Here is an 18,678-nt window from a genome sequence, read left to right as displayed (position 1 = left end):
CCATTGCACGGTCATTGCCGCATTCGCGAATGCCGGGCATCGGTGATGGCGGTACACTGACCTTTCGTTCACCACCCGACCTTGACCATCGTCAAGGTCCGCACCGCACCGGAAGGACGGACGGCATGGTCCCCATCGGCAACACCACGGCGCGCTGGATGACGCTACGCTACGGGCTGGCGCTCGGAGTGATCGCGCTGTGCACGCTGGCCGGCTTCGTCATGACCGAGCGGGTCATCGACCAGCACGCCGACATGCTGGAGGTGGTGAACATCTCGGGCCGCCAGCGCATGCTGTCCCAGCGCACCGCACTGCTGGTGGAGCAACTCCGCAACGCCCCGACCGATGCCGAGCGGAGCGCTTTGACCGGCCGCCTGGCCGAGGCGACCGACATGTTCGAGAGCGCACACCGCCGCCTGACCGGCACCGATGAGGGGCCGGCCATGGGCAAGGATGTGCGCCGCCTCTATTTCGACGGACCGGAGCCGCTGAACGATCTGGTTCTCCGCCACATCGCCGCGCTCCGCGCCGTGATCGCCGCCGGTCCCGCCGGCCTGCCCCCCGACATGCCCGAGGCCGACCTCGTCACTCACCAAGCGCTCGGCCCGCTGTTGGCGGGGTTGGAGGACATGGTGGCGCGCTACCAGGAGGCGGGCGAGCGTGGCTTCACCACCCTGCACAATCTGGGCTTCGCCGCCCTGATTCTGACGCTGCTGACCCTATGCGCCGAGGTTCTGGTGATCTTCCGCCCGATGGTGCGACAGGTGGAACGCCAGTTCGCGGACATCACCCGCATGACCCAGGCGCTGGAGCAGACCAACGTCACGCTGGAGGCGCAGGTGCGCGCCCGCACCGCCGAACTGCACACCGCGAAGGTCGCGGCGGAGCAGGCCCATCTGGCGAAGTCGCGTTTCCTCGCCCACGCCGGGCACGACCTGAAGCAGCCCCTTCAGGCGATCAACATGTTCACCGGCATGCTGGAGCGGCAGCTCGACAAGCCCCGCGCACTGGCGCTGGTGAAGGATCTGCGGCTGGCCCAACGGTCCATGCACGACCTGTTGAATGCCATCCTGGACATCTCGAAGCTGGAATCCGGCGTGGTCGAGCCGAAGCCCGCCGACATCGAGCTGTCCGTCCTGTTTGACCAGTTGGAGGCGGAGTTCACCGGGATCGCCGAGGACAAGGGGCTGCGGTTGCGCGTCGTGCCGACGGACCTCTCCGTGCGGACCGACCCGTTCCTTCTGGAACGCATCCTGCGCAACCTGCTCACCAACGCGGTGCGCTACACCGAGCGGGGCGGCGTGCTGATGGGGTGCCGGCACCGCGGCGGCACGGCGTGGATCGAGGTCTACGACACGGGCCGAGGCATCGCCGAGGCCGACCGCCGGCGCATTTTCGAGGAATTCGTCCAGCTCGACCGGCCCGACCGCGACCGCAGTGAGGGGATCGGGTTGGGCTTGGCCATCGTCGACCGGCTGGCCCGGCTGCTCGGCCACCCGCTGGAGCTTCGCTCCGTCGAAGGGCGCGGAACGGTGTTCGCCGTGGGGGTACCCCTGGTCCGCAGCCTACACGAGACGGTCGCGGCCTGATTCCTTGACCAGCAGCACAGCCTGGGTCCGGCTGCCCACACCGAGCGCCTTCAGCACGCCGGTGACGTGGGTCTTGACGGTGGACAGGTTCAGGCCCAGCCGCTCCCCGATCTCCTGGTTCGACAGCCCCTGGGCCAGCAGATCGAGAACCTCCAGCTGGCGGCGGGTCATGCCGTCGAAGACGCTCGGCTCATGCGGCTTCGCCGCAGCCGGCGTCTGGGCGATCCCCGGCATGCCGAGCACCGGCGGAACGTAGGACCCGCCGGCCATGACCAGCCGCAGGATGTTCACGACCAGAACGTCGTCGGTGGACTTCGGGATGAAGGCCCGCACCCCGCGCGACAGCACGGCGCGCATCTCGTCCGGCGAGTCGATCATCGAGAAGACGACGACCGGCACCGGCGCCACGCGCTTCACCACCGCCTCCACATCGTCCAGCCCACCGAGGCCCGGCATGCGCAGGTCCATGATGACGAGGTCGTAAGGTCCTTGGTCCAGCAGTTGCGTCAGTTGGCCGAAGCTGGTCGCCGCCGCCACGTTGGCCTGTTCGTCCAACTCACCGACCAGATGGGTCAGGCCACTGCGAACGATGGAGTGATCGTCGGCGATCAATACCTGCATGACAACCCTGCTTCGGCGGAGGCGGCTGGTGGAGACGACCCAATGGGACAGGGTCCGCTGGGACCGGACCGGACTCGGTCGTCTCAAACCAAAGTGCGGCTTCCGGTATGAACCTCATACGCCGACAGGAGGTTTCACGCCACAATTGATGCATGATTCCGCAATGCCGCGCGTGCTTCTGCCGCAGATGCGAAAAAGGCGCCGCGGAGGCGGCGCCCTTCTCCCGGTCCTGACCGTGCCGACCGGTCCCGTACGGGACCGGCGGCCTACCGGATCACTGCACGCGGATGAGGATCTGCGCGCGGCGGTTCGACGGTTCGCGGACGTTCGCACCGGTGTTCACCAGGAGCTGGGTTTCGCCCTTGCCCTCGACGGTGATCTGGTTGGCGGCGACGCCCTTGCCGACCAGCGCGTTCTTCACCGCGTCGGCGCGGCGCAGCGAGAGCCGCTGGTTGTAGGCCGGCGAGCCCGAGGTGTCGGTGTGGCCGACCACATGGATGCTGACTGCCCGCACCTGGCCGGCCGAGGCGGCGGCATCGCCGATGATCTTGTCGGACGCCGCGGTGATGTTGGCCTTGTCCCAGTCGAAGAACACCAGATACTCCGACTGCGGCTGCGCCTGCACCGGAGCCGCCGGAGCGATGGGGGCCGCCGCGGGGGCCGCCGCCGGAGCGCCGAAGGTGTAGCGCAGGCCGGCCATGATGGTGTGGTTCTGGTACTCGCCCTTCACAGTGGAGCTGGCGAGGCCGGCCGGGCCGCCCAGATCGAACTTCGGATCGAGCGTCGCGAAGTAACGGTAATCCAGCGTCAGGGCCAGGTTCTGGCTCAGGGCGTAGGACACGCCGGCGATGCCCTGGTAGGCGAACACCCAGTCGCGGTCATCGAAACCGCCGAGATCCAGACGGACCTGGGCGATACCGGCGCCGACGCCGATGTAGGGCGTGAAGGCGGTTCCGGTGTTGATGTCGTACAGGACGTTGCCCATGAAGGCGAGCGAGCTGGCCTTGCCACCCAGACCGTTCACCGCCGCGTTGGAGCTGTCGGTGCTGTCGATCGCGTTGCGCCAGCGCCAGGCGAACTCCAGCTCGGCGCGCGGGCCGGCGGCGGTCGCGTAGCCGGCGGAGATGTCGCCGATGCCGCCCAGCTTGAAGCTGGTGCTGGCGTCCGTCGGGGTGTTCTCGAAGCGCAGATCGGCATCGCGCGTCCAGTTCACGCCGGCGCCGGCGCCGACGTAAAAGCCCTCGGTCGCGGCCATGGCGGCGGTCGGCAGCATCGCCGCGAGCGCCGTTCCGAACAGAATCCCACGCAGAGTCATTTTCTTCTTTCCTTTGTGCACGGCGTTGCCGGGGCTGTCGAAGCGAACCGTTCGAAGGGCGGGTGTCTGGTGACTCCAGCCTTCGATCGGGCGAGCCCGCCGCATTCCGTCGGCGGTTGAAACGTCATGACTTCGAGATATCAGCTACCACCCACCGTCACAAGTCCTCTGCGACAAGATGCACAGAGATGTTGCATTTCTGCATTACCCGAACGTTCGTCGCACTCTTCATATTCCTTCGAGAACAAAGCAATCGCACGCTGAATTCTTCCTAACCCCATTGGATGGGAGACATGACCTTTGGGGTATGTTTGCGGTTAACACAAACAAACCCAGACACACAAAAGTACCCCGCCTTCGGCAGGGGCACACACCCACGACGTCATTGGTAAGAGGCCGGCGCAACCGGCGCCGGCGTCCCGTTCAGTCCTGCGGTTCGGCGACCATTTCGAATTGGGTGGGGTCAAGAAGGGCAGAAACCGCCAGGGTTTTCAGGGTCTTGTGGTCGTCGGACCGCTGAAGCTGGGCGTGCTGGGTGCCCAACCCATCCTTGCGGATGGCGATCACCTGCCAGATGCCACCGCCGGGACCCAGTTTGCGGAACATCTGGCCTTCAACGACTTCGCGCTTTCTGCGCATATCCGATCTCCAAAACCCAAAAACGTCAAACCCGCCAACCTTGCGGATACGGCGGACCATTCAAACACCAAACCGCCCCCGGTTGGCGAGTGTCCGTTGTGCGCGCCACGCATACCGAAGCCGTGATGTAGCGGTGCTGCAACAACCTCCTTCGCACCTGCGGAACAAACCGCCGATCCGGCGTGTTGATACCGTCATGAAAATCGATCACGACGTGCTCCTGTTCGCGACCCGCCTCGTGGAAGAACTGGGCGAGTCCGCCATCCGCATCAGCCGCGTCCGCCTCGTCGAACTCACGGCTGCGAACAACCTGCGCGCCGCCGCCTTCTGGCGCGACGTGATGAACACCTCGGAGAGGCTTCTGGCGGAGCGCTCCCCGGCTTTGGCCCCTCCTCCGACGTCCCCTCCAATGGCTCCTTCGATGACGGTGCAGCCGGCCACCCTCTGAACTACACCGCAGGCACCACGCCACGCAAAAGGCCCGGCGGTTTCCCGCCGGGCCTTTGCACGACTTCATTTCCCTGAGGAAACCAGATCGTACGTCCGGGACGTAGGCCCCGGCTTACTTGACCTGGGCGTACTGACCGTTGTTCCAGCGGTACCAGACATAGGCCGGCGAGGTCACGTCGCCCTTGGCGTCGAAGCCGATCTTGCCGATCACCGTGTTGTAGCTGTTCTTGCGCAGAACGTCGGCGATCTTGGCCGAGTCGGTCGAGTTGGCCTGCTTGGCCGCCTCCGCCCAGATCTGCAGGGCGGCGTAGGTGTAGAGGGTGTAACCCTCCGGCTCATAGCCAGCCTTGCGGAACTTCTCCACGGCTTCCTTGGCTTCCGGCATCTCGCGCGGATCCGGACCGAAGGTCATCATGGTGTTCTCGCCGGCCGGACCGGTGATCGCCCAATACTCGTTGGTCACCAGCGCGTCGCCCGACACGATCGGAGCGTTCAGGCCCTGATCCTTCATCTGGCGGGCCAGCAGGCCGGCCTCGGTGTGGTAGCCACCGACATAGACGACGTCGACGGCCTCCTGCTTCAGCTTGGACACCAGCGCCGAGTAGTCCTTCTCACCCGCCGTGTAGGCTTCGTAGACCTTCTCCTTCTGGCCGCCGGCGTTCAGCGCCTTTTGCGTCTCGTCGGCGAGTCCCTTGCCGTAGGCCGACTTGTCGTGCAGGATCGCGACGTTCTTGCCCTTGTAGTTGTCGAGCAGATACTTGCCGGCGATCTGGCCCTGCTGGTCGTCACGGCCGCAGACACGCAGAACGTTCTTCAGGCCCTGCTCGGTCAGCTTCGGGTTGGTCGAGGCCGGGGAGATCTGCAGGACGCCTTCCTCGGCATAGACCTGCGAGGCCGGGATCGAGGAGCCCGAGCAGAAGTGGCCGGCGACGAACTTGACGCCCGCCTTGGCGAGCTGGTTCGCCACGGCGACGGCCTGCTTCGGGTCGCAGGCGTCATCGCCCACTTCCAGCTTCAGCTTCTGACCCAGGACACCGCCGGCGGCGTTGATGTCGGCAACCGCCTGCTCCATGCCCTTCTTCATCTGCTCGCCGAAGGTGGCGTACTGGCCGGTGATCGGGCCGGCGGTCGCCACCGCGATGTCGGCCTTCGCCACCGAGGCGGTCATAGCGGTCGCCGCAACCGCAACGAGGAGGGAAAGCTTGTAGTTCATAGTTTCGTTGGCTCCCTGTTATGAGTCGTACGCCGGCCCCGCCGGGGCCTTTTCACCGGTCCCCCAAGGGCTGGGGGCGCCGGTGCCGACAAGGTTCCACTATAGTCCGATCATCGCCAAGTGCGACAGTTTCACCCGCGTCCCAGTCCCGATCGGACCCATGGAATTCGCAATCACTGGGCGAGCGTTCCACCGACGCGCTCGCGCCACCCGAAGGGACCCGAACGCTCGTACAGCCAAGGATACTGGGACACCATCCGGCGCGCCATCGAAATGCGGTACGTGGTCAGGGTGATCGCGCCGATCACCAGGGTGTGCACCACGAATCCATACACCGACAGGAGCTGGCCGCCGAACAGGCCCCAGACCAGGAAGCGGTCGCCCAAGCCCAGCAGGACGGAGTAGGCGATGGCGCTCGACAGCGGCTTCCAGCCCTCGGCCAGGGTCTGGCCGGTCAGAACGCCGCAGCCGCCGAACACCAGGACCGTCAGGCCCAGGAAGACCGGCAGAGAGGACCCGAGAACGCCGTCCATCAGTGACCTCCCTCCAGATAGGCCGAGCGAACTTCCTCGTTCGCCAGCAGTTCCGCACCGGTCCCCGACATGGTGACCTTGCCGTTGACCATCACGTAGCCGCGGTGGGCGAGCTTCAACGCATGGAAGGCGTTCTGCTCGACCATGAACACGGTCATCTTCTGTTCGCGGTTGATGTCCTTCACCGCCTGGAAGATCTGCTTCACCACCAGCGGGGCGAGGCCCAGCGACGGCTCGTCGAGAAGCAGCAGCCGCGGTTGGCTCATCAGCGCGCGGCCGATGGCCAGCATCTGCTGCTCGCCGCCCGACATGGTGCCGGCGCGCTGGCTGATGCGCTCCTTCAGGCGCGGGAACAGCGTCAGCACCCGCTCCAGCTCGTTGGCGAAGCTGCCCGGCTTGGCGGTGATGGAGCCCATCTGCAGGTTCTCCAGCACGCTCATGCGCGGGAAGATCCGGCGGCCTTCCGGCGACTGGGCGATGCCCAGGCGGACCAGCTCGTAGGTGGGCATCTGCGTGATGTCCTGCCCCTCGAAGGTGATCCGGCCCATGCGGGCGCGCGGACTGCCGCAGATGGTCATGAGAAGCGTGGACTTTCCGGCTCCGTTGGCGCCGATCAGCGAGACGATCTCGCCGGCCCCGATCTCGATGTCGACTCCCTTCAGCGCCTCGATGGCGCCGTAGAAGGTGTGGATGCCCGATACCTTCAGCATGGCTCAGGCCCCCTCCTCGGCTCGCTTGGCGACCTCTGGCAGGTCAGCCTTGATCTCCGGCGGCAGTTCCTCGTCCTCTTCCTCGCCCAGATAGGCGCGGATCACCGCCGGGTCATTCTTCACGAAGGCCGGATCCCCGTCGGAAATCTTCCGCCCGTAATCCAGCACCACGACATGGTCGGAAATGGTCATCACCACGCTCATGTCATGCTCGATCAGCAGGACGCCGATCTTGTGCTCGTCGCGGATGTAGGTGAGCAGATCGGCCAGTTCACCCGACTCGCGCGGGTTGAGGCCCGCCGCCGGCTCGTCCAGGCAGAGCATCACCGGCTCCGTGCACATAGCGCGGGCGATCTCCAGCCGGCGCTGGGCGCCGTAGGGGAGATTGCCCGCTTCCCAGTCCGCGAACTCCAGAAGGCGGACGCGGTCCAGCCAGTATTTGGCCAGATCGACCGCCTCCCGCTCCGTCCTCGTGTAGGACGGCAGGCCGAGCAGGCCGGCGATGGAGAAGCCCGAGGCGCGGATCAGCTTGTTGTGCTGGGCGACGATCAGGTTCTCCAGGACGCTCATGCCGCCGAACAGGCGGATGTTCTGGAAGGTGCGGGCGACGCTGGCCTTCTGCGAGATGCGGTAGCCCGGCATCCGCTCCAGCAGGAACTCCTTCCCGTCGGCGTGGCGCAGCGTCAGCCGGCCCACCGTGGGGGTGTAGAAGCCGGTGATGCAGTTGAACAGCGTGGTCTTGCCGGCGCCGTTCGGGCCGATGATCGCGGTGATCTCGCCGTTGTTGGCCGCGAAGGAGACGTCGTTGACCGCCACCAGGCCGCCGAAGCGCATGGTGAGGTGTTCGACCGTGAGCAGGGGCGTGGTGGTCATGGATTGGGTCGTCATCACTTCGCGCTCCCCCCGGCGATGCCCTGGCCGCCGGCGGCGGCGGTGCCCGCGGCGGGACCGCCGGCTCCGCCCTTGGGACGGCCGTGCAGGAGGATGGTCGGGTCGCGGTGGGCCAACAGGCCGCGCGGACGCCACAGCATGATCAGCACCATGCCCATGCCGAACGCCAGCATGCGGTAGTCGGCCAGTTCACGGAAGGCTTCCGGCAGGCCGATGACCAGAAAGGCGGCCACGACGACGCCGATCTGGCTGCCCATGCCGCCCAGCACCACGATGGCGAGGATGATCGCCGATTCGATGAAGGTGAAGCTCTCCGGGCTGATGAAGCCCTGACGGGTGGCGAAGAAGGACCCGGCGAAGCCGCCGAACATCGCCGCGATGGCGAAGGCCGCCAGCTTCATGTTCGTGCGGTTGATCCCCAGCGAGGCGCAGGCGATGTCGTCCTCGCGCAGCGCCTCCCAGGCGCGGCCCAGCGGCAGCTTGCGGACGCGCATGGTGAACAGGTTCACCACCAGGGCCAGCACCAGGATCAGGTAATAGAGGAAGATGATCCGGTGCAGCGGGCTGAACTCCAGGCCGAACATCTCATGGAAGGCCGCGGTGCCCTCCGCCGGAGTCCGCGTGAAGTCGGCGAGGCCGAAGAAGCTCGGGCGCGGGATGCCGGAGATGCCGTTGGGGCCGCCGGTGAACTGGTACCAGTTGATCAGGATGATGCGGATGATCTCGCCGAAGCCCAGCGTCACGATGGCGAAATAATCGCCGCGCAGACGCAGGACCGGGAAGCCCAGCAGCACACCCGACATCGCCGCCAGGAAACCGGCCAGCGGCAGGCAGACCCAGAAGCTGAAGCCGAAATAATGGGCCAGCAGCGCGTAAGAGTAGGCGCCCACCGCGTAGAAGGCCACATAGCCGAGGTCGAGCAGACCGGCGAGGCCGACCACGATGTTCAGCCCCCAGCCCAGCATGACGTAGGTCAGCAGCAGGATGCCGATGTCCAGCAGTTGGCGGTCGGCCAGCGGCGTGAACGGGAAGGCCAGCGCCACGACGACGGCGATCGGACCGAGCCAGCGGGAGGCGTGCTGCACCTGCGCCGCGATGTGGTCCATCCGCTTGTCGCGCTCCGCCTGCGACAGCTTGGAGCGGCCGGTTCGGATCGCCAGGATGGCGCGGATCGCGATGACGGCGCCACCGGCGATCAGGATGACCCGCAAGGCCTCCGTCGGCATGGCGATGAAGAAGCCGGCCGCAGTGGCGGCGGCGGCCAGGACCAGGACGGTGACTGCGTGGCCCTCGCGGATCAGGCAGAGGCCGAGACGGCCGAGGAAGACCAGACCGACGGCGGCGGCCACCTCGTTCCAGCGGGTCTCCAGCCCGAGGCCGGTGGGGCGGTCCACCGTGCGCAGGCCGACCAGCGGGATTGTCAAGAGAAGGGCGACGAAGGCGGTCATCGCCGCCTCCTTCAGGATCGCGGGCCAGGCGATGGCCCGCGGCGAAGACATGGAAATCGCGGTCATGGCCTCACACCTTCTCGATTTCCGGACGGCCCAGCAGGCCGGTCGGACGGAAGATCAGGACGAGCACGAGGATCGTGAAGGTCGCCACGTCCTTCCATTCGCTGCCCATGTAGCCCGACCAGAAGGCTTCGATCAGGCCGATGACCACGCCGCCCAGCATGGCGCCCGGCAGCGAGCCGATGCCACCGAGCACCGCGGCGGTGAAGGCCTTAACGCCGGCCAGGAAGCCGATGTAGAAGTCGATCACGCCGTAGATCAGCAGGACCATCATGCCCGCCACAGCAGCCAGGGCGGCGCCCATGACGAAGGTCAGGGAGATGACGCGGTCGACGTTGACGCCCAGCAGGCCCGCCATCTTCTTGTCCTGCTCGCACGCGCGCTGGGCGCGGCCGAGCGAGGTCCGGGTGATGAGCTGGGTGAAGCCGTACATCAGGGCGATCGTGATGACGATCGTCGCCAGACGCACGTAGCTGACCGACACCGCCCCGTCCATCAGGGTCAGGTTGCCCGGCAGGATCGGCTGCAGCGGCTTGCTGCGGGCGCCCTGCAGGATCTGCACGTAGTTCTGCAGGAAGATCGACATGCCGATCGCCGAGATCAGCGGCGCCAGACGCGGCGAGCTGCGCAGCGGGCGATAGGCGATGCGCTCCACCGTCCATCCGTAGACGGCGGTGAACAGCATCGATGCGACCAGCATGACGAGAAGGGCCAGCGGAACCCAGGTGATCCCCAGGCTCCCGATGGCCAGAAAGGTGATGAGGGCCACGAAGGCGCCGATCATGTAGATCTCGCCGTGGGCGAAATTGATCATGCCGATGATGCCATACACCATCGTGTATCCGATCGCGATGAGGCCATAGATGGCGCCCAGCGACAGGCCATTGATCAACTGCTGAAGAAAATATTCCATTGTCTTACCTCGCCTCGGCGCGATGCGCAGGCTTCGGCGAGCGAGACAAGCGCGCTCGTACACCAGTCACGTGAAGTGCCACTCCCCGAATTGGCTTACCCGGGCTCTTGAGCGCGGGGCCAAGATTGTTGTGTGAGCGGAACGTTAGCCCAGCGGCTCTCAACAGAGCAAGAGGGCAAACCCGCACTCTATCTGCGGTAATACCAATTTTCCGAGAATTTGCAATATCGATTCATGTCAGTTCCGTGAACTTTGCGCTTGCCTTCTACCATAGCGAATGCATCGCATGAAAAAAGCCCTCTTCACTGTGGTGAAGAGGGCTTCGCAACAACTGTGCCACTGCTGCGATGCATGATGCCGGTCAATCCATGACGTCCGGCCTCACCATCGATACTGGCCGGTCAGCGCTTGGCGGAGACCACCTGGGCCTTCGCCGGCTCCTTGGGCTTCCCCGGCGCCTTGGCCGTCGCCTTGCCGGTGGACTTGGACGCGGTCGCCGCGCCGCCGCTGCGCGAGGCGGGGGCTTGGGCAACGTCGTAGTTCACGTCCGGGTTGCTGACGACTTGGACATCGCACAACGGCTTTGACGACAAATGCATCAGGCCGGCGCTTTTTTCATCGGCGGTCAGGACGCGGATGTCGTCCGCCGTCAGGTCCATCGCCGCCTTGGAGCGGTCAACGAAGTTGGCGCAATAGAGGCCGGTGCCGATCACCGCAGCGCGGCGGCTGACCTCGTTCGCCAGTTCGGTGCGGAACATGTCGAACTGCCGCGTCGCGTTGCCACCGCCCTTCTTGCGGAAGTGGTCGATCATCGACGCTTCCGAGTTGGAGATCAGCGAACGGTTCTTGACGGTGAAGTCCTGGTACAGGTTGAACGGCTTCTTGTCCGGATTTACCTGTTGGCAGGTCAGCCCGACCACCATCATCTCGGTGTGCATGCGGATGGTCTGCTCCGCGGCGTGCTCGGCGCGGCTGTAGCAGGCGCCGGGCTTGCTCGCGGTGCTCTTGGCAGCAGTGCTTTTCGCGGCAGCCGGCTTCGCGGTGGCCTTCGCAGCCGTTTTTTCAGCAGCCGGCTTCGCCGCCTCCTTGGCGACGGCCGGCAGCGCGGTGCCGGCAAACAGCACGGCAAGGCCGACGGCGGCGGCACTGCGCAAGGTGAAGGAAGGAATGCGATGGGCGGCGCGCTGGCGATTCATCGTTGGTCCGGCTCCGGTGGCCCTGATTGACGGGCGGAATCCGACGGATCACGCCCTCTCCTTCGCTGGTTCTACAAGATCCCGACAGACGGTCAACCCATATCGCCCGAGCAAAGACCATTTGTCCCAGCCTGTGGCCGGCAGTCGCCGGTGAGGTCGGATGGTTGCTTGGCTTGCGGGTTGCCGGTCTTTCCCAGTATTGCAACAGCCCCGGCGTCCATCTGTGACACAGGCCACACATCAGGACAGTTTCCCAATGAAGCGCACCGATACCCCCTTTTCGCTCATCCGCATCGGCATCGACCTCGGAGGCACGAAGACGGAGGGGATCGCGCTCGGCGCGGCCGGCGAGGAGCGTGCCCGTTTCCGCGTCCCCACCCCTCGCGGCGACTACGAGGCGACGGTGCGGACCATCGCCGATCTGGTGGCGCGGCTGGAAAGCGCGACGGGGTCGGCGGGAGCCACCGTCGGGATCGGCATTCCCGGCGCCGTCTCTCCGGCGACAGGGCTGGTGAAGAACGCCAACTCGACCTGGCTGATCGGCAAGCCGTTCGACCAGGATCTGGCCGAAGCGCTCAAACGGCCGGTGCGGGTCGAGAACGACGCCAACTGTCTGGCCGTATCGGAGGCGGCGGATGGGTCCGGCGCCGGCTGCAGCGTGGTCTTCGCGGCGATCCTCGGCACCGGCTGCGGGGCGGGAATCGTCGTGGATGGCCGTCCGCTGCGCGGCCGCAACGCCATCGGCGGCGAATGGGGCCACAATCCCCTGCCCTGGCCAACCGACGAGGAGCGGCCCGGACCGGCCTGCTATTGCGGCAAGTCCGGCTGCCTGGAAACCTTCGTGTCCGGCCCTGCCGTTGCCGCCAACCACCAACGGGTCACCGGGGCGGACCTGACCGCGGAGGCCATCGCGGCGCTGGCGGATCGCGGGGACGCCGCGGCCCGCGCCACCCTCGACCGGCTGGTCGACCGGCTGGGGCGCGGGCTGGCAAGCATCGTCAATGTCTTGGATCCGGACGTGATTGTGCTGGGCGGCGGGCTGTCCAACCTGGACTTCCTCTACGCCGCCCTTCCCCCGGTCATCGCGCGCTGGGCCTTTACGGACAGTCTGGACACGCCGGTCCGCCGAGCCATCCATGGCGATTCGAGCGGGGTCCGCGGGGCCGCCTGGCTGTGGCGGCCCGAGGAGGCCGCGATCAACGCTCGAAATTGTACTCCGGATTGAGCGTCACTTCGCGCGGGGTGCCCGGCACATTGTCGCCGCCACCGCCACGCCGAGCCGCCGTTGCCGCGCCACGCCCGTCGCGGACCGGGGGCGTCAGCGAATTGGTCCGGGAGTAGGAGGGGGTGGCGCGGGCCGGATCGGTGCCGTAGCCGCGCGAACCGGCGCGGAACTGCTCGCCGTTGCCCATGGCGCCCCAATGGGACGGCCGCGCCCCGGGGATCGGTTGAGCCTCTTCCATGCGGCGCATGTGCGGGCCGGTCGGGACCATCTCCTCATACACCCAGGAGGGGTATTCCTGCCTTTGCGCTTCGGCGGGTGCAGCAAAGGCCAGCACCGCGAGGGTCGCTACAGTCATCGTTCGAAGCATGACACGGCGGCCTTCCATCCGTTTGCGTGTGGAAGACGGATTCCGCCGGATGCGGCCGCGCATGTCCAGGGAGGAGGCGGGTTACTCAGCCCGCAGCCTCCATCCGGCACCCTCTATCCGGAGGACACCCCATTCCGGTGCGTTCAGGGCCGTGCCGCGCCGTAAAGCGTCAGGGTCAGCCGCTTGCCGGTGTTGTAGTTGAAGCCGGTGAAACGGCCGAGCGGCACCGGCTCCGGCCCCTTCAGGGCGGCGCGGAACTCCGTTTCCTCCCGGTCCGTCACCAGGGCCAGCCCGCAGGACGGGTTTTCCGCCAGATGGGCGGCGGCGCCCGCCCCATGGGTCAGGCGCGTGTCGGTCCCCAGCAGGAAGACGAGGCTTGGCTCCGAATAGCCGGCGGAGGCAACCACGCTGTCGACGCAGGGGCGCACCGCCGCGACCGTCCGCGCCGCCTGCCGGCTGATCCACACGCCGTCGATGCCCGGCAGGACCGCGCCGTAGGTGCCCGCGTACAGCACCGCCGCCGCCGCCAGACCCGCCGCGAAGGCCGGAGTCTCCCGGCGTTGGGCGAACAGGCGTACGGCCAACGCGTACAGCACCAGCACCACCGGCAGCATGGCAACGGCCACCGGGTCGACGCGCCCATCGACCAGATAAGGGATCACCGCGACCGCGACCGTCAGGGCACCGAAGCCGACGGCCCCGAAAACGGTGGCGACCGAGAACAGTCCCCACCGCGGCGTCTCGGCGCGGCGCAGGAAATGCTCGCGCGCCGCGGCGGCGGTCAGGATGGCGATAGCCGGGAAGACCGGCAGCGTGTAGTGCAGAAGTTTGGTCGGCACCGCCTCGAAGACCAGCCAGCTCGGGATGATCCAGGCAACGCAGAAGCGCACGGCGTCCGCCACCGGCCCCGTCCCCTTGCGGTGGCGCCACGCCCAGGGAACGGCCAGAAGCGCCAGGAAGGACCAGGGCGCGAAGGTCACCCAGAAGGTGCCCAGGTAATAGCCGGGCGGCAGCCCCTTCGCCTCCTGCCCGCTCACCACCTTGCCCATCATGTCGTGGCCGACCGACTCGGCGAAGAAGGCACCCTTGGTCTTCACCGTGATGGCGATCAGCCAGGGCGCCGCGATGGCGACCACGATGGCGAGGCCGACCAGCGGGCGCAACCGCTTCAACCAGCCGGCCCGGCGATCCAGCACCGCCAGCACCAGCGCCGTGGTGCCGGACACCAGGAGGACGATCGGTCCCTTGATGAGGATGCCGATCCCCGCGGCGATCCAGAAGGCGAGCGGCGCCGCCCAGCCGGACCGCTCCGCATGGCGGTTCAGATAGAGGCTGGCCAACGCCGCCTGCCCGATCACGATGGTCGAGAGCAGCACCGCGTCGGTCTTCGCCATGCGGGCCTCGACGCCCAGCACGACGCAGGAGGCCATCATCAGCCCGGCGAGGAACCCGACCGTCCCGCCGAACATCCGCGCTCCGATCCAGGCCGTTGCCAGAACCGCCAGAACCGCCCCGATCAACGACGGGATGCGGAAGGTCCAGATTTCCTTCGGCATCCCGCTTGGCCCGTCGACCAGCCGGGTCGCCGCGGTCTGCAGCCAGTAGATGCCCACCGGCTTCTTGTGGCGCGCCTCGTCCTGGAAGCGGATGTCGACATAGTCGCCGCTTTCCAGCATCTGGTGCGACGCCTGGGCGAAGCGCGCCTCGTCGCGGTCGAAGGGCGGCAGATCGAAGAAGCCGGGCAGGAACAGCAGGACGCTGATCACCGCGAGGGCCAGATAGGCCAGGACCGGCAGGCGGCCGGCCGCGGCGTTCGGCAGCGCGCTCACGGCGTGCCCGCCGCGTTGCCGTCCGCTCCGCCGTTCCGTCGGTTGTTCAAGACGAAGTAGAGGTTCCGGAAATAGATGATGAGGCCCAGCCCCTGCCCGAACATGAACACCGGATCACCCCGTTGGATCGAATAGGCCAAGAGAAGAACCCCGCCGCCGATCGAGAAATACCAGAAGAGGTCCGGCACGATGCTGCGCCGGGCGCGCTCGCTGGCGATCCATTGCACGACGAAGCGCATCATGAAGAGCGCCTGCGCAAAAAAGCCGACGCCGACCCAGATCAGGTCGGCGGTGCTTTGACTCTGGTACCAGGCGATGGCGCGTTCGAGCATCGGGCGGCGACCGGTCCGGAGGAAGGGAGGGTTAGCGGTCTTCGACCGCGGGCGACAGCGCGGTGCGCCGCTTCAGCCAATAGACGCCCAGCAGATCGACCACGCCGATCAGCCCGCGGCGCCAGTTGGTGTATTTGGAAACTCCGCGTTCCCGCGGGCGGTGGTTGACCGGCACATAGGCCACCGGATGGCCGTGCGACCGGAACAGGGCGGGCAGGAAGCGGTGCATCGCCCCGAAAAAGGGCAGATCAAGGAAGGCGTCGCGGCGGAACAGCTTCAGCCCGCAGCCGCTGTCGGTGCAGCCGTCCTGGAGGAAGGACTGCCGCACAGCGTTCGCGAAACGCGAGGCCAGACGCTTGGACAGCGTGTCCTGCCGTTTCTTGCGCAGGCCACCGACCAGAACCGGCGCGTCCGGACCACCCTTGGCGGCCAGGGCAAACAGGGCGGGAATATCGGCGGGGTCGTTCTGGCCGTCGCCGTCGAGGGTGGCGATCCACACCCCGCGCGCCGCCTTGACCCCGGTGCGCACGGCCGCGCTCTGCCCGGACCGGTGGACATGGCGGACCAGCCGCAGGCGGCCCGCGGCGACCACGGGGGCGAGGCGCGTCAGCGTGTCGTCGCTGGAGCCGTCGTCCACATAGATCACTTCGAAGTCACCGCCCAGCACGCCGGCGGGCGACAGCGCGCGCTCGATCTCTTCGAGAAGGGGAAGGACGTTTTCGGCCTCGTTGAAGACCGGAACCACGACCGACAGCCGCACGGGCGGACGGCCCTCGGAATCTACGCTCACTGGATTAATCCCATTCGCCAAGTGGCGGGCAAATTACTCCCGCCGCCCGGCAAACGGTAGAGGAAAAGGTTGGGACAGCCCTGGGGACGGCCTCTGGCCGCCCTCAGCCCTTGCGGTCTTCGATGGGCATCGGCACGTAGCGCAGGTCGCCGTCGCGGCTGAGCAGCATCAGCACGGTCTTGCGGCCCTGGCTGCGCGCGTCGTCGACCAGACGGTTCAGGTCCTCCGGCGTCTTCACCGGCTCCTGCCCGGCCTCCACGATGACGTCGCCGGCCTCGATGCCGCGCTCGCTGGCGGCGCTGGCATCGCCGACCTCGGTCACCACCACGCCCTCGACGTCGGGGTTGATGGAGAAGCTGTCGCGCAGGCCGGGGGTCAGTTGCGACAGGGTCAGCCCGAGCACCTGCTTGCTGTCGACCGTCGTTTCCGGGCGCGGCGCTCCGCTCGACCCGGACATGGCAACCTGCTCCTGCGGCTCCAACTCGCCCACCGTCACGGTCAGGGTTTCGGCCTTGCCCTCGCGCACCAGTTCCAGCGGCACGGCCGATCCGATCTTGGTGGCGGCGACGACGCGCGGCAGTTCGCGCATCTGCTCGATGGACTCACCGTTGAAGCGGGTGATGACGTCTCCCTGCCGGACGCCGCCCTTCCCCGCCGGGCCTTCCGGCGATACGCTGGTCACCAGGGCGCCCGCCGGCTCCTGCATGCCCAGGCTTTCGGCAATGTCGGGTGTCACGCTCTGCACCTGGACGCCCAGCCAGCCGCGGCGCACCTGCCCTTGGTCGCGCAACTGCTCGACGACCGGCCGCGCGACGGAGGACGGAATGGCGAAGCCGATGCCCACCGAGCCGCCGGTCGGCGAATAGATGGCCGTGTTGATGCCGATCACCTCACCGTTGAGGTTGTAGAGCGGCCCACCGGAATTGCCCCGGTTGATCGAAGCGTCGGTCTGCAGATAGTCGTCGTAGGGTCCCTGCTGGATGTCCCGCTGCCGTGCGGACAGGATGCCTGCGGTCACCGACCCGCCGAGGCCGAAGGGGTTGCCGATGGCGACCACCCAGTCGCCGACCCGCAACGCCTCGCTGTCGCCCCAGGGGGCGAAGACCAGCGGCTTCTTGCTCTCCACTTTCAAAACGGCAAGGTCGGTCGGCCCGTCCACGCCGACGAGCTTCGCCGGCAATTTCGTGCCGTCGTGCATGGTGACGGAAATCTCCGTCGCTTCGGACACCACATGGCTGTTGGTGACGACGAAGCCCGCCGGGTCGATGATGAAGCCGGAACCCAACGCTGCCGTCGGGCGCGGCGCCTGCTGCTGCTGCCCGCGCTGGCGGTCGCGAAACTCGCGAAAGAACTCTTCGAAAGGTGAACCGGGCGGAAAGCCGGGAACTTCCGGTCCGCGCGGTCCCGCCTGCGGACCACTTTGTGGCGGCGTCTGCGTCGTGGATATGAAAACCACCGCGTCCAATTGCTTCTCCGCCAGATCGGCGAAGGTCGGGGGTGCGTTGGGCGGCAGGGCGGACGCCAGCGGCGGCGCGGCCGGGGCTGGAGGTGCTCCCCCCGCATCCTGCGCAAACGCCGGAGTCGCCAGGACGAGAAGGATGGCGACAAGACCCGCGGGCGCGGACGCCGCCAATCGTGATGCGGATCCAGACGTCAATCCGGACATCAATCCGGCTTGGCGCGGGACGGAGCCGGACAAGGGCCGGAATCGATCGATGGAATGCGGCATGAAAGAAACTCCGCCAGTCGGACAGCGCGCGCCTTGCGATGGGCGCTTCATGTCAACAGAACGCTCCGCAACGCATTCCGGACCGCCGTGGTTTTTCAAACCCCTTTGCAACCGGTCCCTGCACGACCGATTCGTGAAATACAGTTTTTAAAATTCTCGTCAGCGGATGTTCCTATGCGCTTCGCGCAAACAGCAACCACAAGGCAATCCAGCCTTCGGACTAAGGCTCCGGCAACCAGCCTAAGCGCAATTTTTCCATGCGGCGCAAAGTTCTTCTGGCATTTTCCCAGCAAGTTCCCGATATTCATCCGTACCGACAACATCGCACGCAAAAACGGCTCCTGACGTGATGCTCGTGCACGCGCCCGCGTGCCGCGGCGTCAGAAGGCGCGCGATACGGCCCAAGCAGCGTACGCATGACTCAAAATTCACTTTGGCAACCGAGCGACATAATGAACGCAGAAACCGGGTCCGAACCGGAGGCTCCGAAGAAGCGCGGACGAATCCCCCAGTCGGCGTGGCCGCAGATTCTTGAGCGTTACCGTTCCGGCGCAACCCTGTCGGCAATCGCGCGTGAATTCGAATGCACGCCGAGCGCCATTTCCTACATCATCCGCAAGGCCGAGGCGGCCGGGGAGAAGGACGCGCCGGTCGTTGAGGAAGGCGCGGCCGCCGACGACGTGGCGGAAGCGCCGGCCGGCGACGCGATGGCGGAAGAGCCGCCACCCGCTCCGGTTGTTGCTTCGGAAGCTCCGGCTCCGGTCAAACCGGCGCGCCGCGCCGGCTGTCTCTTATACACATCTGACGCTGCCGACGATTATACGC

19 protein-coding genes are annotated in these 18,678 nt (G+C 66.7%); 4 read left to right on the top strand and 15 right to left on the bottom strand.

Features of this window, described 5'->3' with window-relative positions:
- The first annotated feature begins 125 nt into the window (after positions 1-125).
- Positions 126-1,589 carry an ATP-binding protein gene (locus Q4I23_RS10420; protein WP_454018320.1) on the top strand — a complete coding sequence of 488 codons (1,464 nt, stop codon included), beginning with the start codon at positions 126-128 and terminating at the stop codon, positions 1,587-1,589.
- On the opposite strand, the gene Q4I23_RS10415 is transcribed toward Q4I23_RS10420, so the two are convergent.
- The 3 genes from Q4I23_RS10415 to Q4I23_RS10405 form a co-directional block, all read right to left on the bottom strand.
- A complete protein-coding gene (locus Q4I23_RS10415) occupies positions 1,566-2,210 on the bottom strand; it encodes a response regulator transcription factor (RefSeq protein ID WP_237903639.1) in 645 nt (214 codons plus the stop codon). The two genes, Q4I23_RS10420 and Q4I23_RS10415, sit on opposite strands and share 24 nt — an antisense overlap.
- A 274-nt stretch (positions 2,211-2,484) precedes the next feature.
- A complete protein-coding gene (locus Q4I23_RS10410; protein ID WP_498526182.1) occupies positions 2,485-3,525 on the bottom strand; it encodes an OmpA family protein in 1,041 nt (346 codons plus the stop codon).
- A gap of 423 nt (positions 3,526-3,948) precedes the next feature.
- Positions 3,949-4,224, bottom strand: a complete 276-nt coding sequence (locus tag Q4I23_RS10405; protein WP_454018319.1) for a hypothetical protein — start codon at positions 4,222-4,224, stop codon at positions 3,949-3,951.
- A 136-nt stretch (positions 4,225-4,360) separates the two neighbouring features.
- Between Q4I23_RS10405 and Q4I23_RS10400 the strand changes: the two genes are divergently transcribed.
- Positions 4,361-4,612 (top strand): hypothetical protein, encoded by a 252-nt coding sequence (locus Q4I23_RS10400; RefSeq protein WP_498526181.1) that lies wholly within the window; start codon positions 4,361-4,363, stop codon positions 4,610-4,612.
- A 114-nt stretch (positions 4,613-4,726) separates the two neighbouring features.
- On the opposite strand, the gene Q4I23_RS10395 is transcribed toward Q4I23_RS10400, so the two are convergent.
- The 7 genes from Q4I23_RS10395 to Q4I23_RS10365 all read right to left on the bottom strand — a co-directional run bounded on the left by Q4I23_RS10395 (position 4,727) and on the right by Q4I23_RS10365 (position 11,581).
- On the bottom strand, positions 4,727-5,827 hold the full coding sequence (locus Q4I23_RS10395; protein WP_149165791.1) for a branched-chain amino acid ABC transporter substrate-binding protein: 1,101 nt from the start codon (positions 5,825-5,827) through the stop codon (positions 4,727-4,729).
- A 173-nt stretch (positions 5,828-6,000) separates the two neighbouring features.
- The gene (locus tag Q4I23_RS10390; RefSeq protein WP_498526180.1) at positions 6,001-6,360 is read right to left on the bottom strand and encodes a DUF6867 family protein; all 360 of its coding nucleotides are present in this window, start codon (positions 6,358-6,360) and stop codon (positions 6,001-6,003) included.
- Positions 6,360-7,070, bottom strand: coding sequence for an ABC transporter ATP-binding protein (locus Q4I23_RS10385; protein WP_498526179.1), 711 nt, complete (start codon positions 7,068-7,070; stop codon positions 6,360-6,362). The genes Q4I23_RS10390 and Q4I23_RS10385 overlap by 1 nt, the downstream gene beginning before the upstream one ends.
- A 3-nt stretch (positions 7,071-7,073) precedes the next feature.
- On the bottom strand, positions 7,074-7,958 hold the full coding sequence (locus Q4I23_RS10380) for an ABC transporter ATP-binding protein (RefSeq protein WP_059398775.1): 885 nt from the start codon (positions 7,956-7,958) through the stop codon (positions 7,074-7,076).
- Positions 7,958-9,475 (bottom strand): high-affinity branched-chain amino acid ABC transporter permease LivM, encoded by a 1,518-nt coding sequence (gene livM, locus Q4I23_RS10375; RefSeq protein ID WP_454018318.1) that lies wholly within the window; start codon positions 9,473-9,475, stop codon positions 7,958-7,960. Before livM ends, Q4I23_RS10380 begins: the two co-directional genes overlap by 1 nt.
- 4 nt (positions 9,476-9,479) lie before the next feature.
- Positions 9,480-10,385, bottom strand: a complete 906-nt coding sequence (locus Q4I23_RS10370) for a branched-chain amino acid ABC transporter permease (RefSeq protein ID WP_014240349.1) — start codon at positions 10,383-10,385, stop codon at positions 9,480-9,482.
- Between the two features lie 401 nt (positions 10,386-10,786).
- On the bottom strand, positions 10,787-11,581 hold the full coding sequence (locus tag Q4I23_RS10365) for a hypothetical protein (protein WP_498526178.1): 795 nt from the start codon (positions 11,579-11,581) through the stop codon (positions 10,787-10,789).
- Between the two features lie 256 nt (positions 11,582-11,837).
- On the opposite strand from Q4I23_RS10365, the gene Q4I23_RS10360 reads away from it, so the two are divergent.
- Complete coding sequence (locus tag Q4I23_RS10360) at positions 11,838-12,806, top strand: ROK family protein (protein ID WP_498526177.1); 969 nt, start codon at positions 11,838-11,840, stop codon at positions 12,804-12,806.
- Here Q4I23_RS10360 and Q4I23_RS10355 read toward each other — a convergent pair.
- From Q4I23_RS10355 to Q4I23_RS10335, 5 genes are all read right to left on the bottom strand, one after another.
- On the bottom strand, positions 12,778-13,173 hold the full coding sequence (locus tag Q4I23_RS10355; protein WP_137138459.1) for a protein translocase subunit SecD/SecF: 396 nt from the start codon (positions 13,171-13,173) through the stop codon (positions 12,778-12,780). The two genes, Q4I23_RS10360 and Q4I23_RS10355, sit on opposite strands and share 29 nt — an antisense overlap.
- Positions 13,174-13,316: 143 nt before the next feature.
- Positions 13,317-15,002 (bottom strand): ArnT family glycosyltransferase, encoded by a 1,686-nt coding sequence (locus Q4I23_RS10350; protein ID WP_498526176.1) that lies wholly within the window; start codon positions 15,000-15,002, stop codon positions 13,317-13,319.
- Positions 14,999-15,334 carry a lipid-A-disaccharide synthase N-terminal domain-containing protein gene (locus Q4I23_RS10345; protein WP_014240342.1) on the bottom strand — a complete coding sequence of 112 codons (336 nt, stop codon included), beginning with the start codon at positions 15,332-15,334 and terminating at the stop codon, positions 14,999-15,001. Before Q4I23_RS10345 ends, Q4I23_RS10350 begins: the two co-directional genes overlap by 4 nt.
- Before the next feature lie 31 nt (positions 15,335-15,365).
- Positions 15,366-16,124, bottom strand: a complete 759-nt coding sequence (locus tag Q4I23_RS10340; RefSeq protein WP_454018314.1) for a glycosyltransferase family 2 protein — start codon at positions 16,122-16,124, stop codon at positions 15,366-15,368.
- 103 nt (positions 16,125-16,227) lie between these two features.
- Complete coding sequence (locus Q4I23_RS10335) at positions 16,228-17,790, bottom strand: Do family serine endopeptidase (RefSeq protein ID WP_498526188.1); 1,563 nt, start codon at positions 17,788-17,790, stop codon at positions 16,228-16,230.
- Positions 17,791-18,305: 515 nt separating this feature from the next.
- Here Q4I23_RS10335 and Q4I23_RS10330 point away from each other — a divergent pair.
- On the top strand, positions 18,306-18,678 hold a 373-nt coding region (locus Q4I23_RS10330), incomplete at its 3' end, for a helix-turn-helix domain-containing protein (RefSeq protein WP_498526175.1).

Source organism: Azospirillum sp. UFLA03-27 (assembly GCF_059803775.1).
Note: the sequence above shows the minus strand (reverse complement) of the source record. Positions and strands in the feature narration are given on the sequence as shown.